The organism is uncultured Shewanella sp., assembly GCF_947491715.1.
Taxonomy (GTDB): domain Bacteria; phylum Pseudomonadota; class Gammaproteobacteria; order Enterobacterales; family Shewanellaceae; genus Shewanella.
Window position 1 is genome coordinate 1 of the sequence record NZ_CANLKR010000027.1, and the last position, 24,048, is coordinate 24,048.

Sequence of the window (24,048 nt, forward strand, 5' to 3'; positions counted from 1 at the left end):
GCCCTCAACTCAATGCCTTGCCTAAACGCGTTTTAATTCCAGCTGAATCCTGCATCTTCAAGTGGTTTGGGTATAGTGTTTATAGGGTGTGGCTTACTGGGTTATTCGGCTTCAATTTTGACTAAGGCTGTCGCTAATTCAATGGGATCGATTTCAAGACAGGTTTGATTTTCAATCCAGTTAACACCAATTAACACTCCATCGTCATTCAGATCACTTATCCATTCTTCTAATAAACTTTCTACACTAATTGATACTGCTTGATAATCGGCCCACTCTTCGGTGCAATGACTTTTGGCTTGGGTTTCGTTAGACCATAATGGCATCACGTCAGTATTTTCAAATTCAGCAGAATCACAGACAACCCAGCCTTCTTTGGCTTCATCTTGTAAACCCCAAACCCGCTGTTGTTCTTTAACATTGTTAATAAAAGTGTCCAATATAGGATCGCTGTTAGTCATAGTGCTTCTCTTGGCTGGATGAGAGGTTAGTGTGCAGTCGCCGTGCTTGTTAATCAAGTTTTAATGCTTAAAAAATGAGGAAAAAAAGGCGGATTAGGAATAATGTATTAAAAATGAGAACTAAAGGCTTAAATTATGGTCAATTTGATTAAATATGCCGATTTTTCACAGGTTCTATTAGTAACCTATGGTGCTTTAGTCTAGAGTGCTAATAAGGTTTGAATCGAATATCTTATTTTTTGGGAGTCTTCTGGTTTATGAAATTTATCCCCTTAGCTTCAATGCTCATCTTTTCAACAATTTATATTCCAACCGTTTCAGCACAAGACTTTAAAACCTGTGTTAAACGTTTACAAGTTACAGCCAAAGAGCAGGGTTTATCTCAAGATATTATCAATAATACCTTGGCCCATGTAAAATATGTGCCCCGCGTGGTAGAGCTGGATAATCAGCAACCAGAATTTAGTCAAACTTTTGAAGGTTATTACAATAAACGAGTGACGGAAGCTCGAGTGGCGCAAGGTCGGCAGTTATTAAAAGAGAATCGAGATTTTTTAGAGCAGCTAACGAAACAATATGGTATTCCGCCGCAGTATTTATTGGCTTTTTGGGGCTTAGAGACAAATTTTGGCGGCTATAAAGGAAAAATGCCTGTATTAGACTCGTTAGCGACCTTGGCTTGTTTACCTAGGCGCAGTGAGTATTTTACCGGTGAATTAATGCAAGCATTAAAATTGAAGCAAAAATATGGTTTCAGTCAAGATGACATGGTGGGCTCTTGGGCTGGCGCCATGGGACATACACAGTTTATGCCTTCAGCTTATGCGAAATATGCTATTGATGCCGATGGAAGCGGTAAGGCGGATCTGTGGAACAGTCAAGTTGATGCTTTAACATCAGCGGCTTATTTTTTACAGCAGCTCGGTTGGCATCGAAATGAACGTTGGGGAAGGGAGGTGATCTTACCTCGTGGTTTTTCCTATCAAAATGTGGGTAAATCCCAAACGAAGTCGTTAGCACAGTGGTCACAGCTAGGGCTTCTTAATACCAACCGTACTGCGTTAAGTACACCGAATATGCAGGCCAGTTTATATCTTCCTTCCGGTCATTTGGGGCCTGCCTTTTTAGCCTATGAAAATTTTGATGTGATCATGCGTTGGAATCGATCAACATTTTATGCCCTTGCAGTCGGTAGACTGGCAGATCGTATCAATGGTGGCGGCGTATTGACGAACTTGCCGCCGAAAATGCCCAGGTTAAGCCGTGAGAAATTGAAAGCCTTACAAACTTCTCTAAATGAAAAAGGGTTCGATGTGGGTGAGGCTGATGGCGTGCTCGGTTCACGCTCCATAAAGGGCTTACAAGAGTATCAGCAGAGTCAAGGTTTAATTGCAGACGGGTACCCGAGTCTGGCAACATTAGCCTCTTTAGGGGTATCACGATAGTTTTCAGAGGGGAAAAGAGAAAAGATCTAGAGCCTAAGGCCTGCATTTGGTAAGCTGCCGCCATCAATAAGCGTTAAGGATAGTTATGAGTATTAATGATGACATGGTCGTGCAGTTTAATTATACATTGCGTGATGAAAAAGGTGATGTATTAGAGACAAATGAAGGGCATGATCCCATCGCGTATTTACACGGTCATGATAATATGATGCCGGGCGTGGAAAAATCGATTGCGGGTAAAGAAGTGGGCGAAAAATTCACCGTCACTTTACCTGCTGCTGAAACCTATGGCGAGCGTAATGAAGGGGCTGAACAACGTGTGTCAGTGAAACACTTACAAGGGGCTAAAGTGTGGAAACCTGGTATGAGAGCACTGATTAATACCGATCAGGGTCAGCGCCAAGTGACTATTGTTAAAGTAGGTAAGTTTATGGCCACAGTGGATGTTAATCATCCATTGGCGGGTCGCGAATTGACTTTTGATATTGAGCTACTTGATGCGCGTGAAGCCACAGCAGAAGAAATCGCTCACGGCCATGCACATGGTAAGGGCGGTCATCAGCATTAATCGCACTTTGATACTTTTTACCCGTGATACTTGAAGATGCGGGATTCAGCTGGAATTAAAAGCCTTTTAGGTAAGACTTTGAACAACGAGCCTAGTCATTCTAAGCTGATGTTCAATAACGCAGCATAAAAGGCTTTTAAACCAGCCCGTTGGGAGTCTGTAAAAGCACCGACTTCTGCGTTATATCAACGCAGAAGGCAATAAGCACTCTTGCAATAATACGCCTTGAATTAGGCTCTTTTACAGGCTCTGAAAACATGCATCTTCAAGTCTCACGGGTATAAGCCCAAGGCGTTCATTCACATGACGTTGTTGGGCTTTTTTAATCATGAGATCACTATGATTATTGATTTTTCCCAAGGTAAGATAATTGTGACGCCTGATGAGGTGCAGATCCGTTTGGACCAAGCCACTCTTTATGGTATGGCGGAAGATATTAAATTTAAAATGGATGTGCAGATCATGTATGCGGATGCTGGTGCGGTGCGTTGGAGCTTGAAGCTGGATTCAGCAGAGCAACTATTACAGATAAAAGATACATTAATGATATAAGGAATTAAAGATGTCAGTGATCCCATTGGAACGTATTACGATTGAGCCAAAGGGCGTCGCAAAGGCCTGTGTGATTTGGTTACATGGTTTGGGTGATTCTGGGGCAGGCTTTGCCCCCGTTGTGCCTGCGTTAGGATTAAAGCCTGATCATTCTATTCGCTTTATTTTTCCTCATGCCCCTGAACAAGCTGTGACGATAAATGCAGGTCATGTGATGCGCTCTTGGTATGATATTAAAGGAATGGATTTATTGGATAGAGCGGATTTACCAGGAGTATTAGCCAGTGAAGCGCGTGTTAAGGCATTAATTGAAGAACAAGAAGCCTTAGGTATTAGTGCTGATCGCATTATATTAGCGGGTTTTAGTCAAGGTGGAGTGATGAGCTTATTCACTGGGCTGCGTTATTCGAAAAAGTTGGCGGGTATCATGGGACTTTCTTGTTATTTACCCACAGGCGATAAGTTACCTAGTAATGTCAGTGAGCAAAATCACTCTACGGCGATATTACAACACCATGGATTGCAAGATGAAGTGGTGCCTCATCAAGCCGGAGTGATGGCGAGAAATGCCTTGTTGTCTGCGGGTTACCAAACCCAATGGCAGGAGTATACTATGGGGCATAATGTCCTGCCGCAACAATTATTAGATATTGGTCGCTGGTTAACGACTCAACTCTCTTGAACAAGGATCGTTATCAAAGCTGTTAATCGTGTCATTTTTCAAGTGTTCAATTTTTATTGATGAGTGTTTGAAGAATGACGCCTATTCAACGTCGATATTTGCGTTCAAGATTCAGTGTTACATTATTTTAATCTGTTACCGGTTTATGTTCTGCTTATGTATTAATTGATGTCTTATTTGTATATTTAAATTTAATGATATGCCCCTGCGTTATACATAAGTCTAATCTCTTCGTTTTATTCAATTTATCAGTGTGCTGTCTATGTTAGGATCCGCCGCCAAAATAGAAGTGATTTTTTGATTAACTTTTTGATTAGAAATGGCACTGTTAAAATAAGAATGAAAAAGGTGAATGCAGCATGATAAAAAAGCTCGTTAAGGTGGCCGTGGGGATTGGATTGGCCGTTTTTCTCTCTGCTTGTGATTGGACAGAGCAAAGTGATGCACTCATGGCAGGCGGACTAAACTTAGACCCGACTCACAAAGAAGTGATGAGTTGTGAAGCTGCGGGCGATGATTGTATTCATTTTACGGTATTGCATACCAATGATAATCATGGGCGGTTTTGGCAAAATCAAGAAGGGGAATATGGCATGGCCGCCCGCAAATCTTTAGTCGATCGTATTCGTAAAGAAGTGAGAGCGGCTGGAGGAGAAACGCTTCTTCTGTCGGGCGGAGATATTAATACAGGGGTACCTGAGTCTGATCTGCAAGATGCCAAACCTGATTTTGTGGGGATGAACCTAATAGGTTACGATGCAATGGCGGTGGGGAATCATGAGTTTGATAACCCCTTATCCGTTTTAGACAAACAACGTGAATGGGCAAACTTTCCTATGCTTGCGGCCAATATTTATAAGGCGGATGGAACGCGTTATTTTAAGCCTTACAAAATATTTGATTTCAATGGTTTGAAAGTGGCTGTTATCGGTTTAACGACTAAAGATACCGCGAAATTAGGTAATCCTGAATTTGTTAATGTACTGACTTTTACCGATCCTGCCATTGAAATTGCCAAAGTGATTAAAGAATTAAAAGCGAAAAATGCAGCAGATGTTATTTTTGCCACAACCCATATGGGCCACTTTGCAGACGGGCATTTTGGCAGTAATGCACCGGGTGATGTGATGATGGCACGTTCATTGGAACCGGGGTTGTTGCAAGCGGTCTTCGGTGGACACTCGCAAAATCCTGTGTGCATGGAGCCTAACAGCAACAATTATGCTCAGTTTCAACCTGGTGATGATTGTGTACCCGATAGGCAAAATGGTGCCTATATCATGCAAGCTCATGAATGGGGAAAATATGTGGGTCGCGCTGATTTTGAATATTATTCAGGGAAGCTGCATCTTCTGAATTACCAACTTATCCCTGTTAATTTAGTCAAACCTAAACGGGATAATAAAGGTAAGCTTGTTTTTGACTCTCAAGGTAAAGCGGTGAAAACTTGGATCCAATCTTATATTCAACCAGACAGTAAAGTGCTTGCAGCGTTAGAGCCATATCAAATGCAAGGGCAAGAAGAGTTGGATCAAGTGGTTGCTAAAACCGATGGTGTTTTTGATGGCGCACGGGATCATGTGCGTTTCATGCAAACTAACTTGGGTCAATTAATTGCTAAGGTACAAAGCCAGAAAGTCGGTGCTGATTTTGGGATCATGAATTCTGGTGGGGTACGGGACTCACTGCCTGCGGGAAAAATCAGCTATCGCGATGTCTTGATGGTGCAGCCTTTTGGTAATTTATTCAGTTTAGCCACCATGACAGGAACACAATTACGTCACTATTTAGGTGATGTTGCAGCCATGCAACGTGATTCAGGTGGTTATGCGCAGATCACGAATGTCAAAATGTCGGTAGACTGCGTGGCAAAAACCGTCAATATCAGCAAAATTAATGGTCGGAACTTTAAAGAAACGGACAAATACACTTTTAGTATCCCCAGTTACAGTGCAGCGGGTGGAGATGGTTACCCTATCATTGATGCAGTAGCGACAGGGCATGTGGATGCTGATGTGTTGTTTCAATTTTTCAAAGATACAAAAAATGTGTCGATTGCAGATTATACACCTGCAGGCGATATCATATATGAAAATTCCGATAGTCCGTTAGGTTGCCAAGTGTCAATGCCACTTTAGCGAATAGAGGCGATACCCACCTTCTTTTTTGCGAATGAGAAAAAGTAAAAAGTCAGGCTTTTTATTTTTTCTTATTCTCTGTGATCTCTTACTTCTCTTCTATTTTCTATCAGCTTTGATGCTTGAAACTGCCATAAGCAATTTCATTAACAATAAATAGAACCCTCTATCATCTATTTCTGCTGTGTGTTTTTTATACGCGAGGTGCTTATTGTTATTAAAAATAGAGCGCTCTTTACAATTGTTATTTTTATTTGTCATAAGAAGTAAATTCTACTTTAGTTTATTCGTTGTTCTTAATTTAGTGTTTATTGGCTTTTGGTGTTTATTTGCTTTAATTCAATAGATTAGTGTGTTTTTTTACGGATGCTCCATCAGGTTTCATGTGAAATTAATAATCATTGTTTTTATTTATGTTTATTTTTATCGTTTAAAAAATAACTTGTAAAACAAATAAATTACAAATTGTCATATTTTTGACACATATTGAGTTTATTTTTTGCTAGAATGGACGCCAGCGAAATAAGAATGATGATGCGTTATCGCTAAATTATAAAAATGACAAATAAAAATAATAGGTTGATATAATGAATAAAAAATTACTTAAGGGATTGGTGGCTACAGCTGTATTAACCGCACTTGCTGGTTGTGGTAGCGACGATGATAACAACAATAACACGGAATCAGGTAGCAATACGTTTAATCTTGCCATTGCTCATATAAACGATACTCACTCTAATTTCGATGCGACTTCACTTGATTTTACTGCGCAAGTTGAAGAGGCTGATTTTGATGTAAGAACATCGGTTGGAGGATACCCACGTATTGCTAAAAAGCTAAAAGAAGCCCGTGAAGCGGCAGAGGAGAAAGGATTGCCATTTTTAGCTTTACATGGTGGTGATGCGTTTCAAGGCTCACTTTATTTTAGTGTCCTAAAAGGTGAGGGTAATGCTAAGTTATTGAGTGAAATGGGGTTAGATGCTGCAGCCTTAGGTAATCATGAATTTGATTTAGGTAATGAGGCGCTAATCGAATTTGCTAATAATATTAATTATCCAATTTTGGCTGCGAATTTAGACATGAGTGCCGATGCTAGTATGAGTGGTGTTGACAATATCTTGCCTTATACAATAAAAGAATTAAATGGTGAGCGTGTTGGTATATTTGGTTTAGTACTCGAAGACATGCCTTCGATTACTTCTCCAGGTGAGGATCTTATTTTCAATGGTGAAGTGGAAACGGCCCAAGCCACAGTGGATACGTTAGTTGCTGAGGGCGTTGATAAAATTATCATGGTGAGCCACATTGGTCTTGATCGCGATATTCGTATTGCAGAAAATGTTAATGGTGTTGATGTGATTGTGGGTGGTCATTCTCACACACGTTTAGGTGATTTTACCAATCTTGGACTAGGTCATGGTTCAGCGTCAGCAAGTTACGCGCAAATATTTACTAACCCTGACGGTAAAGGGAAAACGTGTATTGTACAAGCGGGCGAGAAAGCTGAAGCTGTAGGTGGTCTTGAAGTGAGTTTCACCGAAGGTGCCGTGACGGAATGTGCGGGGACCAATGTACTCTTGATTGATAATGACTTCCAACATAAATACGATGGTGAGACACGCGTTGCATTAGAAAGTGATGATCAAACAGCGGTAGAAGCGTTTGTCAATGCGCAAAGCAATATTGCCTTTGCTGAAGAAGATGAAGACGTTCGGCGTGTTATCGATACCGAATATAAACCTTTGCTAGAAAAATTTGAATCAACTGTTGTGGGCAACGTTTCTGATGTGAATGATCCAACTAATACTGCGCAGTTAGATCATGTCCGTATTCCAGGTGTTGCACGCGGCGGTGCGTCTTTAGCGGGTACAGGTTCTGAGGCGGGCGCTCATGTTGCCACCTCTATGGTGTGGAAATTAAATGAGCAAGGTTATGGCGTGGATATGGCCATTACCAACAATGGTGGTGTAAGAGATCATATTGTTGCGGGGCCTGATGGCTTAACCGCAGGTTATGTTGTCGGTTCTTTACTGTATTTTAATAATGAACTAGCCATCGTTGAATTAACGGGTAGCGATATTAGTTCGCTTCTTGAATATACCATTAATTATGGTATATCGACGTCATCAGGTGCGTTCCCAACATTTGCTAACCTTGAATTTACCTTTAATGGCTTGGCGATTGAGGGTGAGCAAATTGAGGGCTTGAATGTTTGTCCTGGTGGCGTAGATGCCGGAAATTGTGCTGCTATTGAAGATGATAAGGTATATAAAGTGACAACCAATGCCTATATTGCTGGCGGTAAAGATGGTTATGATATGTTAGCGACGCATAATCAGTCAGATTTAGTGTTGACAGGCTTTGTTGATAACGAAGTCATGATTGAATATGTGGAAATGTTAGCGGCATCAGGTAAGGCATTGGAAGAAATATCGACGGGGCTGACGTTTATTGCGCCGGCTGATTTAGTGATAGATAATCCGCTTAACAAGCCAGAAGATAACCAGTAAAAGATAATCAATTGATATAGATATAAAAAACCGGTAATGACTGATTACCGGTTTTTTATATTAGAAGAGTGAAAACTTTCTAAGTAATGAAGCTTATAACTTCATGGCTTTTTCACCGCGAGATAAGCCAACCACACCTGAACGTGAAATTTCAACCACTTTGGTAAACTCAGATAAAGCGGCAATGCACGCATCGAGCTTTTCTGTGGTGCCTATGGTTTGTACTGTGTACAAGTTTGCCGTGACATCCACAATTTGCCCGCGGAAAATATCGGCGGTGCGCCTGACTTCCTCGCGGCTATCGCCTTGGGCTTTCACTTTGATGAGCGCTAGTTCGCGTTCAACATGGGGACTCTCACTGATATTTAATACTTTTATGACATCAATCAGTTTGTGCAGTTGCTTTTCGATTTGCTCTAAAATGGCCTCATCGGCCTTCACAGTAATGGTGAGGCGAGAAAGGGTGTCATCATCGGTTGGAGCCACCGTTAAGGTTTCAATGTTATATCCCCGTTGTGAGAATAGCCCGACGACACGAGATAAAGCGCCTGATTGGTTTTCAAGTAAAATAGATATGATACGACGCATTAGCTTTTCTCCGTTTTGCTGAGCCACATTTCATTCATTGCACCGCCGCGAATAAGCATGGGATAGACATGTTCTGTTTCATCGACACTGATATCCACAAAAACCAGTTTATCTTTCATGGCTAGGGCTTCAGCAAGTTTAGATTCAAGCTCGGCAGGATCGTCAATGGTTATGCCAACATGGCCATATGCTTCCGAAATTTTGGCAAAATTTGGCACTGAATCCATATAAGATTGTGAGTGGCGACCAGAATAAATCATATCTTGCCATTGTTTGACCATGCCCAGAAAACGGTTATTCAAGTTAATGATTTTAACCGGGACACCGTATTGCAATGCTGTTGACAGTTCCTGAATATTCATTTGAATAGAACCATCACCCGTCACGCATACCACGGTTTCTTCCGGTAAGGCCATTTTAACGCCCATGGCGGCAGGCAAACCAAATCCCATGGTGCCAAGGCCGCCTGAGTTTATCCAGCGACGAGGCTTATCAAAGGGATAGTACAGCGCAGCAAACATTTGATGTTGACCCACATCAGAGCTCACATAGGCGTCTCCATTAGTGAGTTTATGCAAGGTTTCAATGACTTGCTGAGGCTTAATACGGGAGCTTGTTTTATCATAGGCAAGGCTGTCCCGTGCGCGCCATTGTTCGATATCAGTCCACCAATTATCCAGCACGGCTTTATCGTTATCTTTCGTTGGATCGTTTGCTAGCAGCGCTAACATGCTGTCGAGAATATTATCCGCAGAGCCGACAATCGGAATATCAACTCGAACAGTTTTGGAAATAGAGGAGGGATCGATATCGATATGTAATATTGTGGCATTAGGGCAATACTTGTCGACATTGTTGGTGGTTCTATCGTCAAAGCGAACGCCAATACCAAAAATAAGATCGGTATTGTGCATGGTCATATTAGCTTCATATGTACCGTGCATACCGAGCATACCAAGGCATTGATGATGGGTGCCAGGAAAAGCCCCGAGTCCCATGAGTGTGGTGATAACAGGAATATTGAGTTTTTCAGCGAGAGTGAGAATTTGTTTATCACAGCCAGAAATAATGGCGCCGCCGCCAACATAAAGAACGGGTTTTTTTGCGGCTAATAAGGCTTGTAAACCACGACGAATTTGCCCTTTATGGCCATTGGTCGTGGGATTATAAGAGCGCATCTTGATGGCTTCAGGATATTGATATTCATGTAATAGTTCAGGGTTTAAACAATCCTTGGGAATATCGACAACCACAGGGCCTGGACGACCAGAAGAGGCTAAATAAAAGGCCTTTTTAATGATAGCGGGAATATCTTTGGCGTCTTGCACCAAAAAGCTGTGCTTAACGATAGGGCGAGAAATACCTATCATGTCACATTCTTGAAAGGCATCATTACCAATTAAGGTACTGTGGACTTGCCCTGATAAAACCACCATAGGCACAGAGTCCATATAAGCAGTTGCAATACCCGTGACGGCATTGGTCGCACCGGGACCTGATGTGACTAAGACGACACCCACTTTACCTGTTGCGCGTGCGTAGCCATCAGCCATATGAACGGCAGCTTGCTCGTGTCGAACAAGAATATGATCAATATCTGATTTTTCGTGTAATGCATCATAGATATCCAGTACGGAACCACCTGGATAGCCGAATATATGCTTGACACCTTCATCGATGAGCGATCGAACGATCATACTCGCGCCAGATAACATTTCCATTATTAAATCCTCATAAGTTACCGCTGCGGTAGGCAGTATCTTGCTACAGCGACGGTAATCGCTTGAATAAATGAGTGAAGATGGTGATCTTTACTCTTTTATGTACCTAAGCGCAAAGTGCTTAACAGGCTGGTTAAGAGGGCCTGTGACATCTTGTGAGATGTGGTACTTCACTGTATATAACAGTCCCTCAATCATATAAAAAATGATTGGCTTTACAAGTTTTTTAAATCAAAATCTGTGCTAGTTGAAATATTTTCATTGTCGCCCAAAATAAGTAACATTTTATTTAACAAATAATGTTGCTTCTTTTTTCAAAATTAACAAAAAAGTCTTAATGGGGGATGCCACTCAATTGCTTCTTTGAGTGGCGATTTTGTCATTGGTGACGGTATCGTGTGCGACCTTTTTGTATGTGGATCAGGATTTGCAGTATTGCAGCAATCATAACGGCAGAGAGCATAAGAATAGCAAAAGGGATGGCACTGTTTTTGGCAAATAAAGCCAAAATCGGGCCGCCAAGTGCACCGCAACCAAATTTCAGGGTGCCTATGACCGCAGAGGCTGTACTGATCTCCTTTTGAAACTTCATTAATATAATGGCATCAGCATTGACCGACATGATCCCTAAACAGCCCATTAAAGGAATGAGGGCTGCTGCAGTGTAGAGGTAATCTAAATTTAAGGTATTAAATGTCAGTAAAAAGGTGCCAGCAATTACCGCTAAAAATGTCGCAATACGCAATAGCGCATCAGAGCCAAATCGAGTGACCAGACGGCTATTTATAACGTTTGCTAACATTAATGCGCCTACGTTAGCAGTAAAAATAATAGCGAATTTCTCAGGGGGAAGACTAAAGACGCTCATAAACACAAAAGGAGAGGCGGTTAGATAACTGAAAAAGGCGAATGAGATCACAAAGCTCACCATAATATTTAAGGCGACGCCGGGCTTGGTGAGTACGGTTCTATAATTTTTAAAAAAGGACACTTGGCTCAGAGTATTCTCTTCTGTTGTTTGAAAGTGGGTATCATTGGGGAGTTTTAGTTTATAAAAAGCTAAAATAACAATCAGTAAGGCATAGGCTGCTAAGAGGAAGAAAATCATATGCCAATCGCCCAAAGTGAGGATTAAGCTGCCGATACCGGGGGCAATTAATGGGGCGAGCATCATGATGAGCATCACATATGACATGCCTTTAGCGGTATCTTTGCCATAAATATCTTTTACATAGCTTGGAATAACGACGGTGGCAGCAGCTCCTGTGAATGCTTGAAAAAAACGCAATGTCAAGAAAAGTTGAATATGAGTTGTTAGGGCTAACGCTAAACTTGTGAGCATAAAGCCGATGAGTCCAAAAATAACAAAATGTCGTCTTCCCCATTTGTCAGCCAAGGGACCAAATATAAACATACCAGCAGAATAACCAATCAAATAAAGGCTCAAGGATTGCTGAATATCGGTGATAGGCGTATTAAATTGAGCAGCCAGAACCGTCATTGCAGGAAGATACATATCTATGGCGAAAGGGGTGATAGCAATAATGGCCGCTAATAATGGAATAAGCCGCGTAAATTGTGGTGCGGCGGGAAGAGAATGAGTGGACATGGCGTTTAATGCCTCTTAAATACGGGTAAGCAAAAAATAGGTACGAGTGACAATGTCGTCGCTAGGTATCAATCAATGGGATTAACTCTTATAAGCATAACATACATCATGGGCATCATTGTTGGTTCTTATGATGGTGAAAAGTTTTTCGCATTCTTGATTGACGAGCATGTATCACGAGTATATAAGGTTATTTTTTTTGAGCGCATGAGCTCATTTAGTTAACTAAATGTGGTATTTTAATTGTCTTTTTTGGTAAAAATATTGGTTTATGTCCCCTGATGATAGAGAAACTGGTAGGTTAGTTTTCTTTAATTTAGTATACGTTAATGGTTTAAGGCCTAAAAGTTGAGATAAGTCTTCTTTTCAATTGCTTAGGCTTAAATTTAAACAATCACTTGTTGTCGATTGTATGGCATTTAATTTAATCTAATAAGATAAAAAATATGAATAATCTTTCACTTCCGTTTAAATTAGTGCTGATTGTGCTATGGGCGGTAACCAGTTACTTTATTGGCCAAGGATTGGTAGAGCAGGCAGACACTCAGTTAGGTATTTTTATGCTAGTGTTATTCGCTGGGCTTTGGATGACGGAGATCATTCCCTTATCGGTTTCGGCTATTTTAGTGCCTGTTGTGGCCGCTTTGACCCATGTGTTAAGTTTTAAGGCGGGGATGACCAATTTTTCCTCCAGCATTATTTATCTTTTTATGGGGGGCTTTACCCTTGCCGCGCTATTAAATAAGCATGGTATTGATCGCTGGCTAGCATCAACGGTCACTAAGATCACAGGGGGCCATCTTTGGCGGACTGTCATTTTATTCTTTTCCGTGGTGTCATTGTTATCAATGTGGATGAGTAATACCTCAACCACAGCGATGATGCTACCGATTGCTATTGGATTAATTGAAAAGAAATACATTCGCATGCGTGCCTTTGTGATTTTGGGCACAGCCTATGCGGCCAATATTGGTGGTTTAGCGACTATCGTTGGCTCGCCGCCAAACGGTATTGCCGCTGCAGCATTGAATATGGATTTTTTAACTTGGCTAAAAGTCGGCTTGCCCACTACTTTGCTCATGTTTCCTGCTGTGTTATTTGCTTTGTATGTGGTTATTCGTCCTGAAAAAGATGCTCAAGTGGTGCACTTATCAGGTGAAGAGCCAATGCGCTGGACGCCAGAAGCAAAAGGGTCGATTGCGTTGTTTATGTTTACTGTTGTGTGTTGGGTGTTTGCAAAACCCATAGGTGATTTTTTAGCGGTGGATGGATTTGATCGTTTAATTGCCTTGGTGATCACTGCTGCTGCCCCCGCCTTAAAACTGATTAGTTGGAAGGAACTTGAGCGCCAAATTGACTGGGGTATATTACTGTTATTCGGTGGTGGTTTGTGTCTTTCTATGGTACTTAAAGAAACGGGCACCTCTGCTTGGTTAGCCGAAGCGCTCATGTCTGCACTTGAAAATGCCCCAGCTTGGCTTCTGGTGATCGCGTGTATTAGTTTTATGATTTTCTTGACGGAATTAGCCTCTAATACCGGGTCGGCGGCAATTTTAATTCCCATTATGATAGCCCTTGCAGATCAATTTAACCCGGCGATTACCTATTCGCTTGTTTTTGGTGTCGGGGTTGCGGCAACCTGTGCCTTTATGTTACCTGTGGCAACACCGCCTAATGCACTGGCTTATGCTACCGGTGAGGTGAAGCAAAGCCAGATGTTAAAAGCGGGTATGATCTTAAACATTATAGGTATTTTTGTGGTTTACGCATGTGTTAGTTTGTTTTCCTAGCTTTGAGGCCTTTCCCTCGTTTGTGGAGAGAGTTTTGAGGATATAGCTTGTGGATATAGCTTATGGACATAGCCGCTTGAGCCAGTCAGTGACTTGAATGGCTCGTCTATTAACGCTAAAAGCCTACTCGTATAAAAAGTCCATTAGCATTGAAAGCCTGATTTTTACAGAGAAAATCAGGCTTTTTTTATGGCTTTTTAACCTGATACGTTTTACATTATCGCTAATTTTTAAACGTGTAATCTTGAGTATCATCATGGCCCGAACTGCGAGTGCGCTGCATATTTTAGTAAAACATAAAGAACAAGCAGAAGATATTATGAAAAAGCTTGAAAAAGGCGCTAAGTTTCATGTCTTAGCCAAAAAGTATTCGACGTGTCCATCGGGTAAAAAAGGGGGCGATCTCGGTGAATTTCGCCAAGGGCAAATGGTGCCGCAATTTGATAAGGCGGTTTTTAAAGGTGAAATTTTAGTGCCGCAATTAGTGAAAACCAAATTTGGGTGGCATGTGATTAAGGTGTTGTATCGGACGTAATAGTCGACATATTGTGATATCGAATAATATCAGGATGTTTTTTAATAATTAAGCTGCGCTTAATGGAAGATCGTGAGTGAATATTTCTTTTCACCTGCGGTGAGGCTTAAAGTCGTGGATGCCCATCCACACAGGGGTAAAGAGGACTGCTCGTCCTTATCCTCTTTACAATCCCCATGACGCCCAACGGAGTGAAAGGGATTGGTTAGGTGCCTCGTTCTTATAGAATCAATAACTAACATTTCCGATGTTACGTCCCTATAACCCGAAAATTAAACAGACATCCTTGTCTGTTTTACGGTATTTATTCAAACGAACTTCAGCAACTCCGATGGGGGAATGAAAGCGATGAGTTGCTTCGAATTAGGTTTTATTATCGATGCATAAGCTCCAGAGAGTCGTCGTTTGATGATTAAGCTTCGCTTAATGGAAGGTTATGTGTACTCATTCACACAGGGATTGTAATAAACTAGCTTTTGGCCTTTTTGGTATTGGTGAGTGTGTTTATCGTTGAACCTTCGTGTGGGTTTATCGCTTCCAGCAGTGTTTGTGCAGACGCTGTGAAGCCATCTGAACTGCATGGATAGCAGGGAATGTCTTAAATTGTTGGGAACAGCTTTGTATGATCGGTGACAGGGCCATGGGTGCTCTGCGATTTCAAATGACATCCTTGTCTAAAGGCCAGCCAAATAAAATACATCAGTATATAAAAGCCAGCTTAACATCCTTGTTTCCCGTTCATTGACTCATGGCGTGGCCATATTCACCCTGTTTGTCGCTCATCAAAGCCATATTTATGGCCTTCGCCATGAAACAGAAACTAGCAGGTGCATCTACACTATGTTTTAAAAGCAAAGAGATAAGCGAAAAGCACAAGCTGAAGCAGCGTGTTTCTTCGTATGAGGTTAAATTGGCCTTTTATTTGATTAAGTTGTGAGGGTGATCATGGGTTATTGTTCTTACTATTATTTTAATTAAACATTTTACTTACAAAAGTAATTGTTTGGTGGTATTTTTTCTTGTGTGAGGGGGTGTTTAGGACTCATAGCATTTAATAGTAATATAGCATTAAATACAGTATGTTAGTAGTGTGCCGGATGTTTTAACAAGAGTACTGGTCTGCTTGTTAAGTTAGTATATAATCCAGCATGCGCATTATACAGGTTAGCAGTATTGGAGGTACGGTATAGTATGAAAGTTATAACGTATTATTTAGAAATGAACTCTCCAGAAGAGTTGATAAAAAAAACGGATGCACGTGGGCTTACCATTGTAGAAGCAAAAATTAATGAATTTAAATTCAATAGATTTCTTTATCAACTTATTGGAGAGCAATGGAAATGGGTAGATAAATTATCCCTCTCAGATGAAGAGTGGAAAGCTTACGTTGAAAATCCCAATTTACGTACCTGGGTTGCTTATTATGAAGGGGCTATTGCTGGTTATTTTGAATTAAATGCTAACAATTCAGGAGATTCAGAAATAGCTTATTTTGGCTTAGCTCCAAACTTTATCGGTAAAGGCTTAGGTGGTTATTTATTATCTAACGCTATTTCGAATGCATGGGAAATACCTACAACTAAAAGAGTATGGGTACATACTTGTTCATTAGATCATGGCTCCGCACTAGCAAACTATAAAGCGAGAGGGTTGAAGCTTTATAAGGAAGAAATAGAATAATGAATTTCATTAGTAGACATAGATTTCTTTTTTATAAAATCTAAATAATCAATTTACAACAATGAGTTATAAATGTATTCTAGCTTAATGATTTGTTTTGAGAAACTGTTTAAAAAAGAGTAAGCAGATTAGAAAGTTATTCTGCTGTTGTTGAATAAGCGGTTAGGCATCAAAGGATAGAGATGAGCACTCTGAATATAAGAGTTCTAAATAAGGAAGACTGGCCAACTTATCGAGCATTACGACTCTTATCTCTACAAGACTCCCCTGATTCATTTGGTAGTACTTATGGATCTGAAATTAAGTTTTCTAATGAGAAATGGCTTTCTCGTCTTGATCTTGATAATCAGGCTAAATATACACTGCCATTAATTGCTGAGTTAAATGGTGTTGCAGTCGGTCTAGCCTTTGGGGTACTTCACAGTCCATTCGATAAAACGGCTCATCTATATCAAATGTGGGTATCTCCCAGTGTTCGTGGTCGAGGTGTTGGCCGTTTACTGCTTAATAAAATCATTGTATGGGCAAAAGACTGTGATTTAGATTACCTTTGTTTAGCTGTTACCACTGTTAATATAGGTGCGGTTCATTTATATGAAACGACTGGTTTTGAGCCTTATGGTTCATTAGAAAAGCTTCGAAAAGATCCAGCGTTGGTTGTTCAATCAATGAGATTGAAGTTGTGCGCTAATCTTGCCTAATCAGTATTATTTAGCCCGTTATTTTTGCATTAACGCTATAAGGAATTAGCAATGAGTAAAGTCGTTACACTATCAATTTGTAGTTTATTTTTAGTGGCATGTGTTTCAAATGATGCTGTCGAAGTGGTGACAGAAGAACCAATACAATATATAAACTTTACCTCTAATGATCAAAAGGATCGCGTTCAAGAATATTGGGTGGTGGAGAAGAGACAAAATCCTAAATATCCCATTAGTGCCGCCAGAAAAGGTTTGTCTGGTTGTGTTGACTTCATCGTTGGCATCAAAAAAGATGGCAGAGCTGTTAGCTACCAAGCTAAAAAGTCATATCCTGAAGGTCTATTTGATGAATATGCCGCTGCAGCATTAAATCATTGGAAGTGGTCAGCGACAGAAGAAAATGGTGAACATTTACCTGTTTTAACCACAATTCAACTCGACTTTATGGTTGGTGGTGCTAAAAATAAGCGTACAGCAGAGAAGGTGTGTGGATTTTCTCACATTTAATCGATTGAAAACGCGCCAAAGCTAAGCGGTGAAGCTAACAGAAATCAAGTGTTCGAAAGGAGTGTGAGGTTGTGACAGGGGGAAGCTGATGCAACTGATTCTATGGCAGCGAAGTGAAATGAGAAGCAGTATAAAAAATTCAAGGTGAGTAAATCTTACATTGTTGGCGCTTTCTACCAAAGGCTGTCTCTTAGTATTGTTTTGGCGCTGTTTTATTATTGTTTTAGTATGGAATTAAAAATCACAATCACTTTCTCGATATCATTCCCTGTTTTAAATAAAGATGGTTATGTCTTCTAGCCTAGATCCATCATTGATAAGTGTGTTCAGCTAGAATGGGTGATCCAGTGGGGAGTGGGGCGTTTACTCCATTTGGCAAAATGCATTTTATCACCTAGGTAGAATTGTCTATAGGCTTTGATAGGATCGCCGATGACTTTATAGTGCTCAGGCATGGCTTGAGCAAATTCAGATAAGCCCTGATGTTCATATTTGTGTTCATATTCCAATGTTTGGATTGTGTCCAGTACTGCAATTGATTTGTGATCCCATTCTTTTTCATATCGGTAGCGGTATTCTTGATTCAGCGCGCGAGCTAATTGCTTAAGCCATGAAAAATTTTCATGTGAGGCTTCAACCCAAAGCACACAGGGGTGATGAATATGGGTTGAGCGATAGGGGGTAATAAAGCCTTTTTTATTTAAGGCTGTACAGAGTATTTGAACGCTTTCAAGGATCATTTTAACAACATGTTGGTCACAATGATATTGAGCACATCGGTCAATATTGTGATCAAGAACGAAAATATTCATGATTGAATTTATCCTAGAATTGATACTGGGTATGTGCAGATACACTGTCTTAATGATAATTATTGCTTGAATACCCAAAATGGCCAGTTTTGTCTTTGTTGGGGATGTTTTATTTAGGGTTTGGATTATGCATAGGAAGGGTTATTTGTAGAAAACCTTTTTTCTAACGAAATTAATTATGGATATCTCGATTTGATAGATTTGAGTAGGTTCCTTGTATTGGCTTAAGAACAGTCTCATAGATTGTTTTATTAAATAGGTTGAAAAATAATCAACTCATTCAATACATTGTCGAGCGGTCATTAAAAGATGTTTATTTCGTACATATTTTAACAATTAAAGATCAATAATACTTAACCAATTGAAAAAAAAGATATTGAAACGAAAAAATTGAAAGTGACTAGTAATAAAGTTGTAATAAAATAGGAAGCACTAGTTTACAATGATTCTGATAATCATTATCATTCGCGCTCAAATTGAATGACCATGAAGTATCAATTAACCCATGTTGTTAACACCTCGCTTTAAAATGAAAGCATTAGCTTTATCTATGTCACTGGTTTGTGTCACCGTTACGCCAACTTATGCCACACAAGCCCAAGCTATTAACGTTAAACCTGCCTCGGTTGGCTCGGCATTATCACATCTTGCTAAGACGAATAATATTGACATCTACGCCACAAAAAATTCACTGGAACATACCAAGTTGCCTGACCATTTTGTGTCGAATACCGATTCAATGGTGAAGGTACTGACAGAGATCTTGGCGAATACCGATTTAGAAGCACATTGGCTCAATGAAGCGCAGGTGGTGATTAAACAAAAGAGTGATATGCGTGCTGCTGATCAGTTGGTCACATTTGATAATAACCTGTTGAACTATAGAGAAGATCTTAACAATATTGAACGGATCAGCGTATATGGTCGTCACAACCGAATGGTTTTAGACTCAAGCACCGCAACCAAATCAAATATGTCATTGATGGAAACGCCGGCAGCTATCGTAGTGGTGGACAGTGAATTGTTGGGGGAGCAGGGAATAACGACCTTGCAAGAGAGTATTCGTAATGTCAGTGGATTAACCCAAGCGGGCAATAATTACGGTATTGGTGATAACTTAGTGATCCGTGGTTTAGGGGCAAATTACACCTTAGATGGCATGTATGGTGGCGCCAGTTTGGGTAACTCATATAATCCCACTCGTTCATTAACCAATATTGAAAGTCTTGAGATCCTCAAAGGTCCAGCTACGGGTTTATATGGCATGGGCGCGGCCGGTGGCGTGATTAATATGATCGAGAAAAAACCGCAATATGATCCCAGTTACCAAATTCAGACCAGTGTCGGTCAGTGGGGCAGTCACTCCCTGATGTTCGATGCCACCGCGCCAATCACTGAGCAAACCGCCTATCGTTTGGTGGGCAGCTATGAGTCCAGTGATGGCTACCGAGGGCTAAGCGCTGAGCGCAGTGAGGTCTATGCCACACTCAGCCATCAATTAAATGACAATAATAAGTTTATTCTTTCTGCGGCTTATATCGATGATGAAATTCAAATAGATTCCATTGGCCATCCGGTGCGGATCTTGAACTATGACAGTATCGATGCCAATCCAGGGGAGATCAGCGGGCAAGACTTACCTAATGATACCAATGCTGATGGTGATGAATTCTACGGGATCCAGTTAACTCCTGAGCAACAACAGCAATTGGCTGATTCTTTGGTTGCTACCGATGGTTTGGAGCCTTATGATCTGGGGGAGCAAGGGTTGATATCACCTTTATCGAGACCAAATGAGGGGCAGGAAATGCGCCTTAAGCTGCAACATGAAATGGATATCGATACTAACATATTCCTGCATCAGCAATTCGCCTATCGTGAATATTCTTCAGATTTTGTACGTCAAACGGGCGCTTATAATTATGTGTATTGGAACCGTAATGGTGAAATCAATGCCGATCCTAGAGCGCCATTAGTCATAGACGGTGTGCTTTATCCTTATGCCGCTCGCCGTCAGGAATACAGGCGGACTCAAGCCGACGAAAAAACCTGGCAATATTTCGCAGATCTGACGATGACTTGGTCACTCCCCATTATTGAAGGTGAGCATTTATTCAGTGCTAATTATGAAAACCGCGATATGGCCTTAAAATCTTGGTCTGCCTATGATGCCGACGGCGCTAGTGATGATGCTAATGCTATCCCTTATATTTTAGATATTCGCAACCCCAACTGGGGTACAGGCACGTTCGAAGATTATGATCCTGTATTAAAAAGTAACTATGACAAATCTGTCTCCGCTTGGGGGGTGAGTTTTCAAGAGGTGCTTTATTTCGGTGAGAGCTTAACCGGACGTTTTGGTGTGGCTTACTCAGGCACAAAGCAAAGTTACCAACATAAAGGCACAGACAACACCCCTGAGGCAAGTGTAGAAGCCGATACCGATGATGCTGGAGCAACTTATAATCTGGGGCTAAATTATCGTATTAATGAACAGCTAGCCACGTTTGTGAATTACTCTAAGGGCCGAATGGCTTATAGCATCTTGGACTCGGTTAATGGTACAACAGACGACCGTCCAGATTCAGAATCGCTCTCTTTTGATGTCGGCGTTAGATTTACCGCCTTTGATGAAGACTTACTCGGCTCTTTAGTGTGGTTTAAGACCCAACGCACTAATCTACGCTATTCAAACCCTGAGTATAACGATAACTCTGAAGATGTTGAATTTAACATTAGTGTGCCGCAATACTATTACGATAATAACGATACCACCAAAGGGGTAGAGTTTGACTTAAACTTGGCGCTGAATGACGTTTGGTCAATGAATCTTAATGCCACCTATCAGGATGCTTATACCATACGTTCTGAAAAAGAACCTGATCAGATTAAGGTTAACACTAAGGGTATACCAAAGAAGTTCGCCAGTTTGTGGAGCAACTACCAGTATCAATTTACCGCCTTACCTGCACCTATTACATTTGGCTTAGGGGTGACTTATGAAGATGAGCGCAGCATTAACTCGGCCGCATTTGGATTGCCGGATGCCGTCGTCGATGCTTATGTACTCTGGGATGCCAGTATCGCTTATCAGATCGAGCAGTGGGATATTCAGCTGAGCCTGCGTAATCTGACCGATACCACCTATTACAGCAAAGCGCTGTTTATCGGTGGGCTTCCTGGTGATGGCCGTAATGCCAAACTCACGGTTAGCTATATGTTTGATTAATCTTTAGCTGAAACACTTTTGTTTGAATAGATTGCCTATGACTCCCCAGCCAAAAACAAGCGACTTGTTTTTGGCTGTTGTCGTTAATTTACTGACCCAGAGAGCCTATGAAAGCTTCCTTAACGCTTAGTGTTCGTTGTTTGGCCGCCGTCGTTGGTGGCTATTGTGTTGCCTGTCTTTCGAGTCTGGCCTTAGTTCCGGTGCAACGGGCTTTATTTAATTACCCTGTAGAAGATGCGATATTAATCGCCACCATGTTCAGTTATCTGGTTTTTTTTGCCGTGATTATTGACTGTTTTTGCCAAGATTCAGCATTCAAGGCTTGGCGTAATATTCTGGTTTATAGCGTTATTTTTATTGGTATTTGCGGGTTCTGTGGAGGCATAGTATGAAGCCGGATTTCAGACGCACCATGATCTGGCTGCATACTTATACCGGATTGATAATAGGCTGGTTATTATTTGCGATATTTTTAACGGGTACCCTGAGTTATTTTAATGATGAGATCAGCCAGTGGATGCAGCCCGAGTTTCATGTGTCAATGGAGCGTCAGTTTGATGCGATAAATGACAGTGAGGGAGTCGGTAGTGAAGAAAAGGATAGTGAAGAAATAAATAGTGAGGGAATAGATAAGCAGGAAATAACAAGTGAGGAAATAGACGGAGAAGCTAAGCGCTTGGCGCTTATTAACCTGTCAATCGCCAAACTCAAAGCGCAAGGCAAGGAGCAGGATAATTGGCACATCACTCTACCTAATGTCAGAAGCAACCAGTGGCTTTTACAGTGGCAGCAAGGAAAAACACGGCAATCCTCGTATTTACAAGGTGACAATGGTGAGCAGGTTAACCCGAGACAAACACATGGTGGGGATTTTTTTCGAACTTTTCATTATTCCCTTGAGTTGAGAAATGTCGGCGGGCGCTATTTTAGTGGTGTGGCTGCCATGTTTATGCTGCTGGCAGTGTTTAGTGGCATTTTTACTCATAGACGTTTTTTTCGTGATTTCTTCACGTTGCGTAAAAAGACACTGCTTAAAACATTAACCGACTTTCATGCCCTTGCGGGGATCATTACCATTCCTTTTGCTGTCATGATCTGTGCCAGTGCGCTGGTGATCTATATCGGGCTTTATATGCCTTGGAGCGCGCAATATTATTTAGAAGGGGGGGCACGAGAGCTAAATCAAAAAGTGACCACTTATTTGCCTAAAGTGACGCCAGCTCAAGATTATCAGGCACCGATAAGCGACTTTACCTTGATCCAAAAGCAGCTTGAAAAAGCCTGGGGGGGGGATCACCAAATCAAACGTATTTCCTTTGAGCATCCTTTTGATATTAACGGCCGCATCATCGTCGAGCGCAACAAACAATTATCCCTGTCGAATAAAGCCGATGTCTTGGTTTTTTCATCCCATAATGGACAGCCGTTAGCGGGCATGTTTGATGAGCGCACCGCACGAAAAATTAGGCGTATTTTTTATGGCCTGCATGAGGCGCATTTTGCCGATCCTGGACTGCGTTGGCTGCTTTTTATTAGCGGTTTACTTTCTTGCGGTCTTATTGCCAGTGGCTTGATTATTTGGCTGAATAAACGCTTGGAAAAAACCAAACAGCGCCATATGGGTCACTTTATTGTTGAACGGTTAAATATTGCTGGTATTGCCGGATTGGTATTGGCGATTTTAGCTTACTTCTATGCCAACCGTTTGCTCCCCCTCGACATTGACGACCGCGCGAGCGTAGAAGTGAGTATTTTCTTATGGGTTTGGTTATTGAGCTTGCTACACAGTGTGTTTCGTCCGGCGCATAAGGCTTGGACCCTGCAGTTATTAGTGGCTGCAACGGCTTGCGTGTTATTGCCAATTTTGGATGTTATCCAGCAACCTCAGAGGCTTATGCAGGCCATTGAGCAGAAAAATGGAGTGTATTTGGGGTTCGAACTGGTACTGTTAATTACAGGCATTCTCTTATATAAAACAGCGACGGCACTCTACAAGAGGCAAAAAAAGCCCGTTCAAGGGCAGGCCATATTTTCAAATAAGAGGCCGTCAAATAAAAGGCTGTCAGAGAAGAGACTGGCAAAGAGAAGGAATAAACCCAATGCTGCTTAGTTTTTTACTGCAACAAATTGCGATAATCATGCTGGCCTTAGCCATGCATAAACACTTTAAAGTGGTGTTTAACGTGAACATTAAACCCCTGCAGAGCAAACTGCTCACGTTATTTGCTTGGCCCCTGCTGTGTTTATCTTATTATCTCGCTATTTCTGGCTTAGCAGCGCCGATAGCCACAGTATATTGGTTGGCTTTTTTGCCGCTGAGTATTTTGTTTGTGGCCCTATTTGTCAATTAAAGGTTGAATTAAAGGAGTCAATTAAAGGGTTGACTTAAAGGTTGAATGAAAGGGGTGAACTAAATAGGTTAATTAAATGGGCTAATGAAATTAACCAGCTCAATTGATTAGCCTAAGTGACTCAATCATTCAACTCACTATGACTAAAGGATAGGCCGTTAATCTAATG

Annotated in this window: 20 protein-coding genes; 15 read left to right on the forward strand and 5 right to left on the reverse strand. The window is 41.2% G+C overall.

Going from position 1 to position 24,048, the window contains the following annotated elements:
• Window positions 1–101 precede the first annotated feature (101 nt).
• The gene (locus Q0779_RS16835) at window positions 102–461 is read right to left on the reverse strand and encodes a DUF2750 domain-containing protein (RefSeq protein ID WP_298774291.1); all 360 of its coding nucleotides are present in this window, start codon (window positions 459–461) and stop codon (window positions 102–104) included.
• Between the two features lie 281 nt (window positions 462–742).
• On the opposite strand from Q0779_RS16835, the gene Q0779_RS16840 reads away from it, so the two are divergent.
• The 6 genes from Q0779_RS16840 (at window position 743) to Q0779_RS16865 (ending at window position 8,356) form a co-directional block, all read left to right on the forward strand.
• Window positions 743–1,906, forward strand: a complete 1,164-nt coding sequence (locus Q0779_RS16840) for a lytic murein transglycosylase (protein WP_298774387.1) — start codon at window positions 743–745, stop codon at window positions 1,904–1,906.
• An 85-nt stretch (window positions 1,907–1,991) separates the two neighbouring features.
• Complete coding sequence (locus Q0779_RS16845) at window positions 1,992–2,474, forward strand: peptidylprolyl isomerase (protein WP_298774293.1); 483 nt, start codon at window positions 1,992–1,994, stop codon at window positions 2,472–2,474.
• A gap of 339 nt (window positions 2,475–2,813) precedes the next feature.
• The gene (locus tag Q0779_RS16850) at window positions 2,814–3,026 is read left to right on the forward strand and encodes a DUF3389 family protein (protein ID WP_298774388.1); all 213 of its coding nucleotides are present in this window, start codon (window positions 2,814–2,816) and stop codon (window positions 3,024–3,026) included.
• 10 nt (window positions 3,027–3,036) lie between these two features.
• Window positions 3,037–3,708, forward strand: coding sequence for a carboxylesterase (locus tag Q0779_RS16855; RefSeq protein WP_298774295.1), 672 nt, complete (start codon window positions 3,037–3,039; stop codon window positions 3,706–3,708).
• Window positions 3,709–4,067: 359 nt separating this feature from the next.
• The gene (gene ushA / locus Q0779_RS16860; protein WP_298774297.1) at window positions 4,068–5,846 is read left to right on the forward strand and encodes a bifunctional UDP-sugar hydrolase/5'-nucleotidase UshA; all 1,779 of its coding nucleotides are present in this window, start codon (window positions 4,068–4,070) and stop codon (window positions 5,844–5,846) included.
• A gap of 587 nt (window positions 5,847–6,433) precedes the next feature.
• Window positions 6,434–8,356 (forward strand): bifunctional UDP-sugar hydrolase/5'-nucleotidase, encoded by a 1,923-nt coding sequence (locus Q0779_RS16865; protein ID WP_298774299.1) that lies wholly within the window; start codon window positions 6,434–6,436, stop codon window positions 8,354–8,356.
• Between the two features lie 93 nt (window positions 8,357–8,449).
• Here Q0779_RS16865 and ilvN read toward each other — a convergent pair whose 3' ends face one another.
• The 3 genes from ilvN to Q0779_RS16880 form a co-directional block, all read right to left on the reverse strand.
• Window positions 8,450–8,944, reverse strand: coding sequence for an acetolactate synthase small subunit (ilvN, locus tag Q0779_RS16870; protein WP_298774301.1), 495 nt, complete (start codon window positions 8,942–8,944; stop codon window positions 8,450–8,452).
• Entirely contained in the window at window positions 8,944–10,665 is a 1,722-nt protein-coding gene (locus Q0779_RS16875) for an acetolactate synthase 3 large subunit (protein ID WP_298774303.1), read from the reverse strand. Before Q0779_RS16875 ends, ilvN begins: the two co-directional genes overlap by 1 nt.
• A gap of 379 nt (window positions 10,666–11,044) precedes the next feature.
• Window positions 11,045–12,274, reverse strand: a complete 1,230-nt coding sequence (locus Q0779_RS16880) for a multidrug effflux MFS transporter (RefSeq protein ID WP_298774306.1) — start codon at window positions 12,272–12,274, stop codon at window positions 11,045–11,047.
• 446 nt (window positions 12,275–12,720) lie between these two features.
• Here Q0779_RS16880 and Q0779_RS16885 point away from each other — a divergent pair, with 446 nt between their 5' ends.
• From Q0779_RS16885 to Q0779_RS16905, 5 genes are all read left to right on the forward strand, one after another.
• Window positions 12,721–14,064 (forward strand): SLC13 family permease, encoded by a 1,344-nt coding sequence (locus Q0779_RS16885; protein WP_298774308.1) that lies wholly within the window; start codon window positions 12,721–12,723, stop codon window positions 14,062–14,064.
• A 256-nt stretch (window positions 14,065–14,320) separates the two neighbouring features.
• Entirely contained in the window at window positions 14,321–14,599 is a 279-nt protein-coding gene (locus tag Q0779_RS16890) for a peptidylprolyl isomerase (protein ID WP_298774310.1), read from the forward strand.
• 1,191 nt (window positions 14,600–15,790) lie between these two features.
• Window positions 15,791–16,279: a GNAT family N-acetyltransferase gene (locus Q0779_RS16895; RefSeq protein ID WP_298774312.1), complete on the forward strand. Its 489-nt coding sequence runs from the start codon at window positions 15,791–15,793 to the stop codon at window positions 16,277–16,279.
• A gap of 182 nt (window positions 16,280–16,461) precedes the next feature.
• Complete coding sequence (locus tag Q0779_RS16900) at window positions 16,462–16,980, forward strand: GNAT family N-acetyltransferase (protein ID WP_298774314.1); 519 nt, start codon at window positions 16,462–16,464, stop codon at window positions 16,978–16,980.
• 51 nt (window positions 16,981–17,031) lie between these two features.
• The gene (locus Q0779_RS16905; RefSeq protein WP_298774316.1) at window positions 17,032–17,487 is read left to right on the forward strand and encodes an energy transducer TonB; all 456 of its coding nucleotides are present in this window, start codon (window positions 17,032–17,034) and stop codon (window positions 17,485–17,487) included.
• Window positions 17,488–17,813: 326 nt separating this feature from the next.
• Here Q0779_RS16905 and Q0779_RS16910 read toward each other — a convergent pair whose 3' ends face one another.
• Window positions 17,814–18,299, reverse strand: coding sequence for a pyrimidine dimer DNA glycosylase/endonuclease V (locus Q0779_RS16910; protein ID WP_298774318.1), 486 nt, complete (start codon window positions 18,297–18,299; stop codon window positions 17,814–17,816).
• 505 nt (window positions 18,300–18,804) lie between these two features.
• On the opposite strand from Q0779_RS16910, the gene Q0779_RS16915 reads away from it, so the two are divergent.
• From Q0779_RS16915 to Q0779_RS16930, 4 genes are all read left to right on the forward strand, one after another.
• Window positions 18,805–21,528 (forward strand): TonB-dependent siderophore receptor, encoded by a 2,724-nt coding sequence (locus Q0779_RS16915; RefSeq protein WP_298774319.1) that lies wholly within the window; start codon window positions 18,805–18,807, stop codon window positions 21,526–21,528.
• A gap of 107 nt (window positions 21,529–21,635) precedes the next feature.
• Window positions 21,636–21,920, forward strand: coding sequence for a hypothetical protein (locus Q0779_RS16920; RefSeq protein WP_298774321.1), 285 nt, complete (start codon window positions 21,636–21,638; stop codon window positions 21,918–21,920).
• The gene (locus Q0779_RS16925) at window positions 21,917–23,638 is read left to right on the forward strand and encodes a PepSY domain-containing protein (RefSeq protein WP_298774324.1); all 1,722 of its coding nucleotides are present in this window, start codon (window positions 21,917–21,919) and stop codon (window positions 23,636–23,638) included. The genes Q0779_RS16920 and Q0779_RS16925 overlap by 4 nt, the downstream gene beginning before the upstream one ends.
• Window positions 23,628–23,879 carry a DUF3325 domain-containing protein gene (locus Q0779_RS16930; RefSeq protein WP_298774327.1) on the forward strand — a complete coding sequence of 84 codons (252 nt, stop codon included), beginning with the start codon at window positions 23,628–23,630 and terminating at the stop codon, window positions 23,877–23,879. The genes Q0779_RS16925 and Q0779_RS16930 overlap by 11 nt, the downstream gene beginning before the upstream one ends.
• Window positions 23,880–24,048: the final 169 nt, after the last annotated feature.

Coding starts and splice junctions, on each gene's coding strand:
- Q0779_RS16895 (WP_298774312.1), top strand. CDS start 15,791: ATGAAAGTTATAACGTATTATTTAGAAATGAACTCTCCAGAAGAGTTG.
- Q0779_RS16840 (WP_298774387.1), top strand. CDS start 743: ATGCTCATCTTTTCAACAATTTATATTCCAACCGTTTCAGCACAAGAC.
- Q0779_RS16910 (WP_298774318.1), bottom strand. CDS start 18,299: ATGAATATTTTCGTTCTTGATCACAATATTGACCGATGTGCTCAATAT.
- Q0779_RS16905 (WP_298774316.1), top strand. CDS start 17,032: ATGAGTAAAGTCGTTACACTATCAATTTGTAGTTTATTTTTAGTGGCA.
- Q0779_RS16930 (WP_298774327.1), top strand. CDS start 23,628: ATGCTGCTTAGTTTTTTACTGCAACAAATTGCGATAATCATGCTGGCC.
- Q0779_RS16835 (WP_298774291.1), bottom strand. CDS start 461: ATGACTAACAGCGATCCTATATTGGACACTTTTATTAACAATGTTAAA.
- Q0779_RS16925 (WP_298774324.1), top strand. CDS start 21,917: ATGAAGCCGGATTTCAGACGCACCATGATCTGGCTGCATACTTATACC.
- Q0779_RS16880 (WP_298774306.1), bottom strand. CDS start 12,274: ATGTCCACTCATTCTCTTCCCGCCGCACCACAATTTACGCGGCTTATT.
- Q0779_RS16920 (WP_298774321.1), top strand. CDS start 21,636: ATGAAAGCTTCCTTAACGCTTAGTGTTCGTTGTTTGGCCGCCGTCGTT.
- Q0779_RS16900 (WP_298774314.1), top strand. CDS start 16,462: ATGAGCACTCTGAATATAAGAGTTCTAAATAAGGAAGACTGGCCAACT.
- Q0779_RS16865 (WP_298774299.1), top strand. CDS start 6,434: ATGAATAAAAAATTACTTAAGGGATTGGTGGCTACAGCTGTATTAACC.
- ushA (WP_298774297.1), top strand. CDS start 4,068: ATGATAAAAAAGCTCGTTAAGGTGGCCGTGGGGATTGGATTGGCCGTT.
- Q0779_RS16850 (WP_298774388.1), top strand. CDS start 2,814: ATGATTATTGATTTTTCCCAAGGTAAGATAATTGTGACGCCTGATGAG.
- Q0779_RS16875 (WP_298774303.1), bottom strand. CDS start 10,665: ATGGAAATGTTATCTGGCGCGAGTATGATCGTTCGATCGCTCATCGAT.
- Q0779_RS16885 (WP_298774308.1), top strand. CDS start 12,721: ATGAATAATCTTTCACTTCCGTTTAAATTAGTGCTGATTGTGCTATGG.
- Q0779_RS16890 (WP_298774310.1), top strand. CDS start 14,321: ATGGCCCGAACTGCGAGTGCGCTGCATATTTTAGTAAAACATAAAGAA.
- Q0779_RS16855 (WP_298774295.1), top strand. CDS start 3,037: ATGTCAGTGATCCCATTGGAACGTATTACGATTGAGCCAAAGGGCGTC.
- Q0779_RS16915 (WP_298774319.1), top strand. CDS start 18,805: ATGTTGTTAACACCTCGCTTTAAAATGAAAGCATTAGCTTTATCTATG.
- ilvN (WP_298774301.1), bottom strand. CDS start 8,944: ATGCGTCGTATCATATCTATTTTACTTGAAAACCAATCAGGCGCTTTA.
- Q0779_RS16845 (WP_298774293.1), top strand. CDS start 1,992: ATGAGTATTAATGATGACATGGTCGTGCAGTTTAATTATACATTGCGT.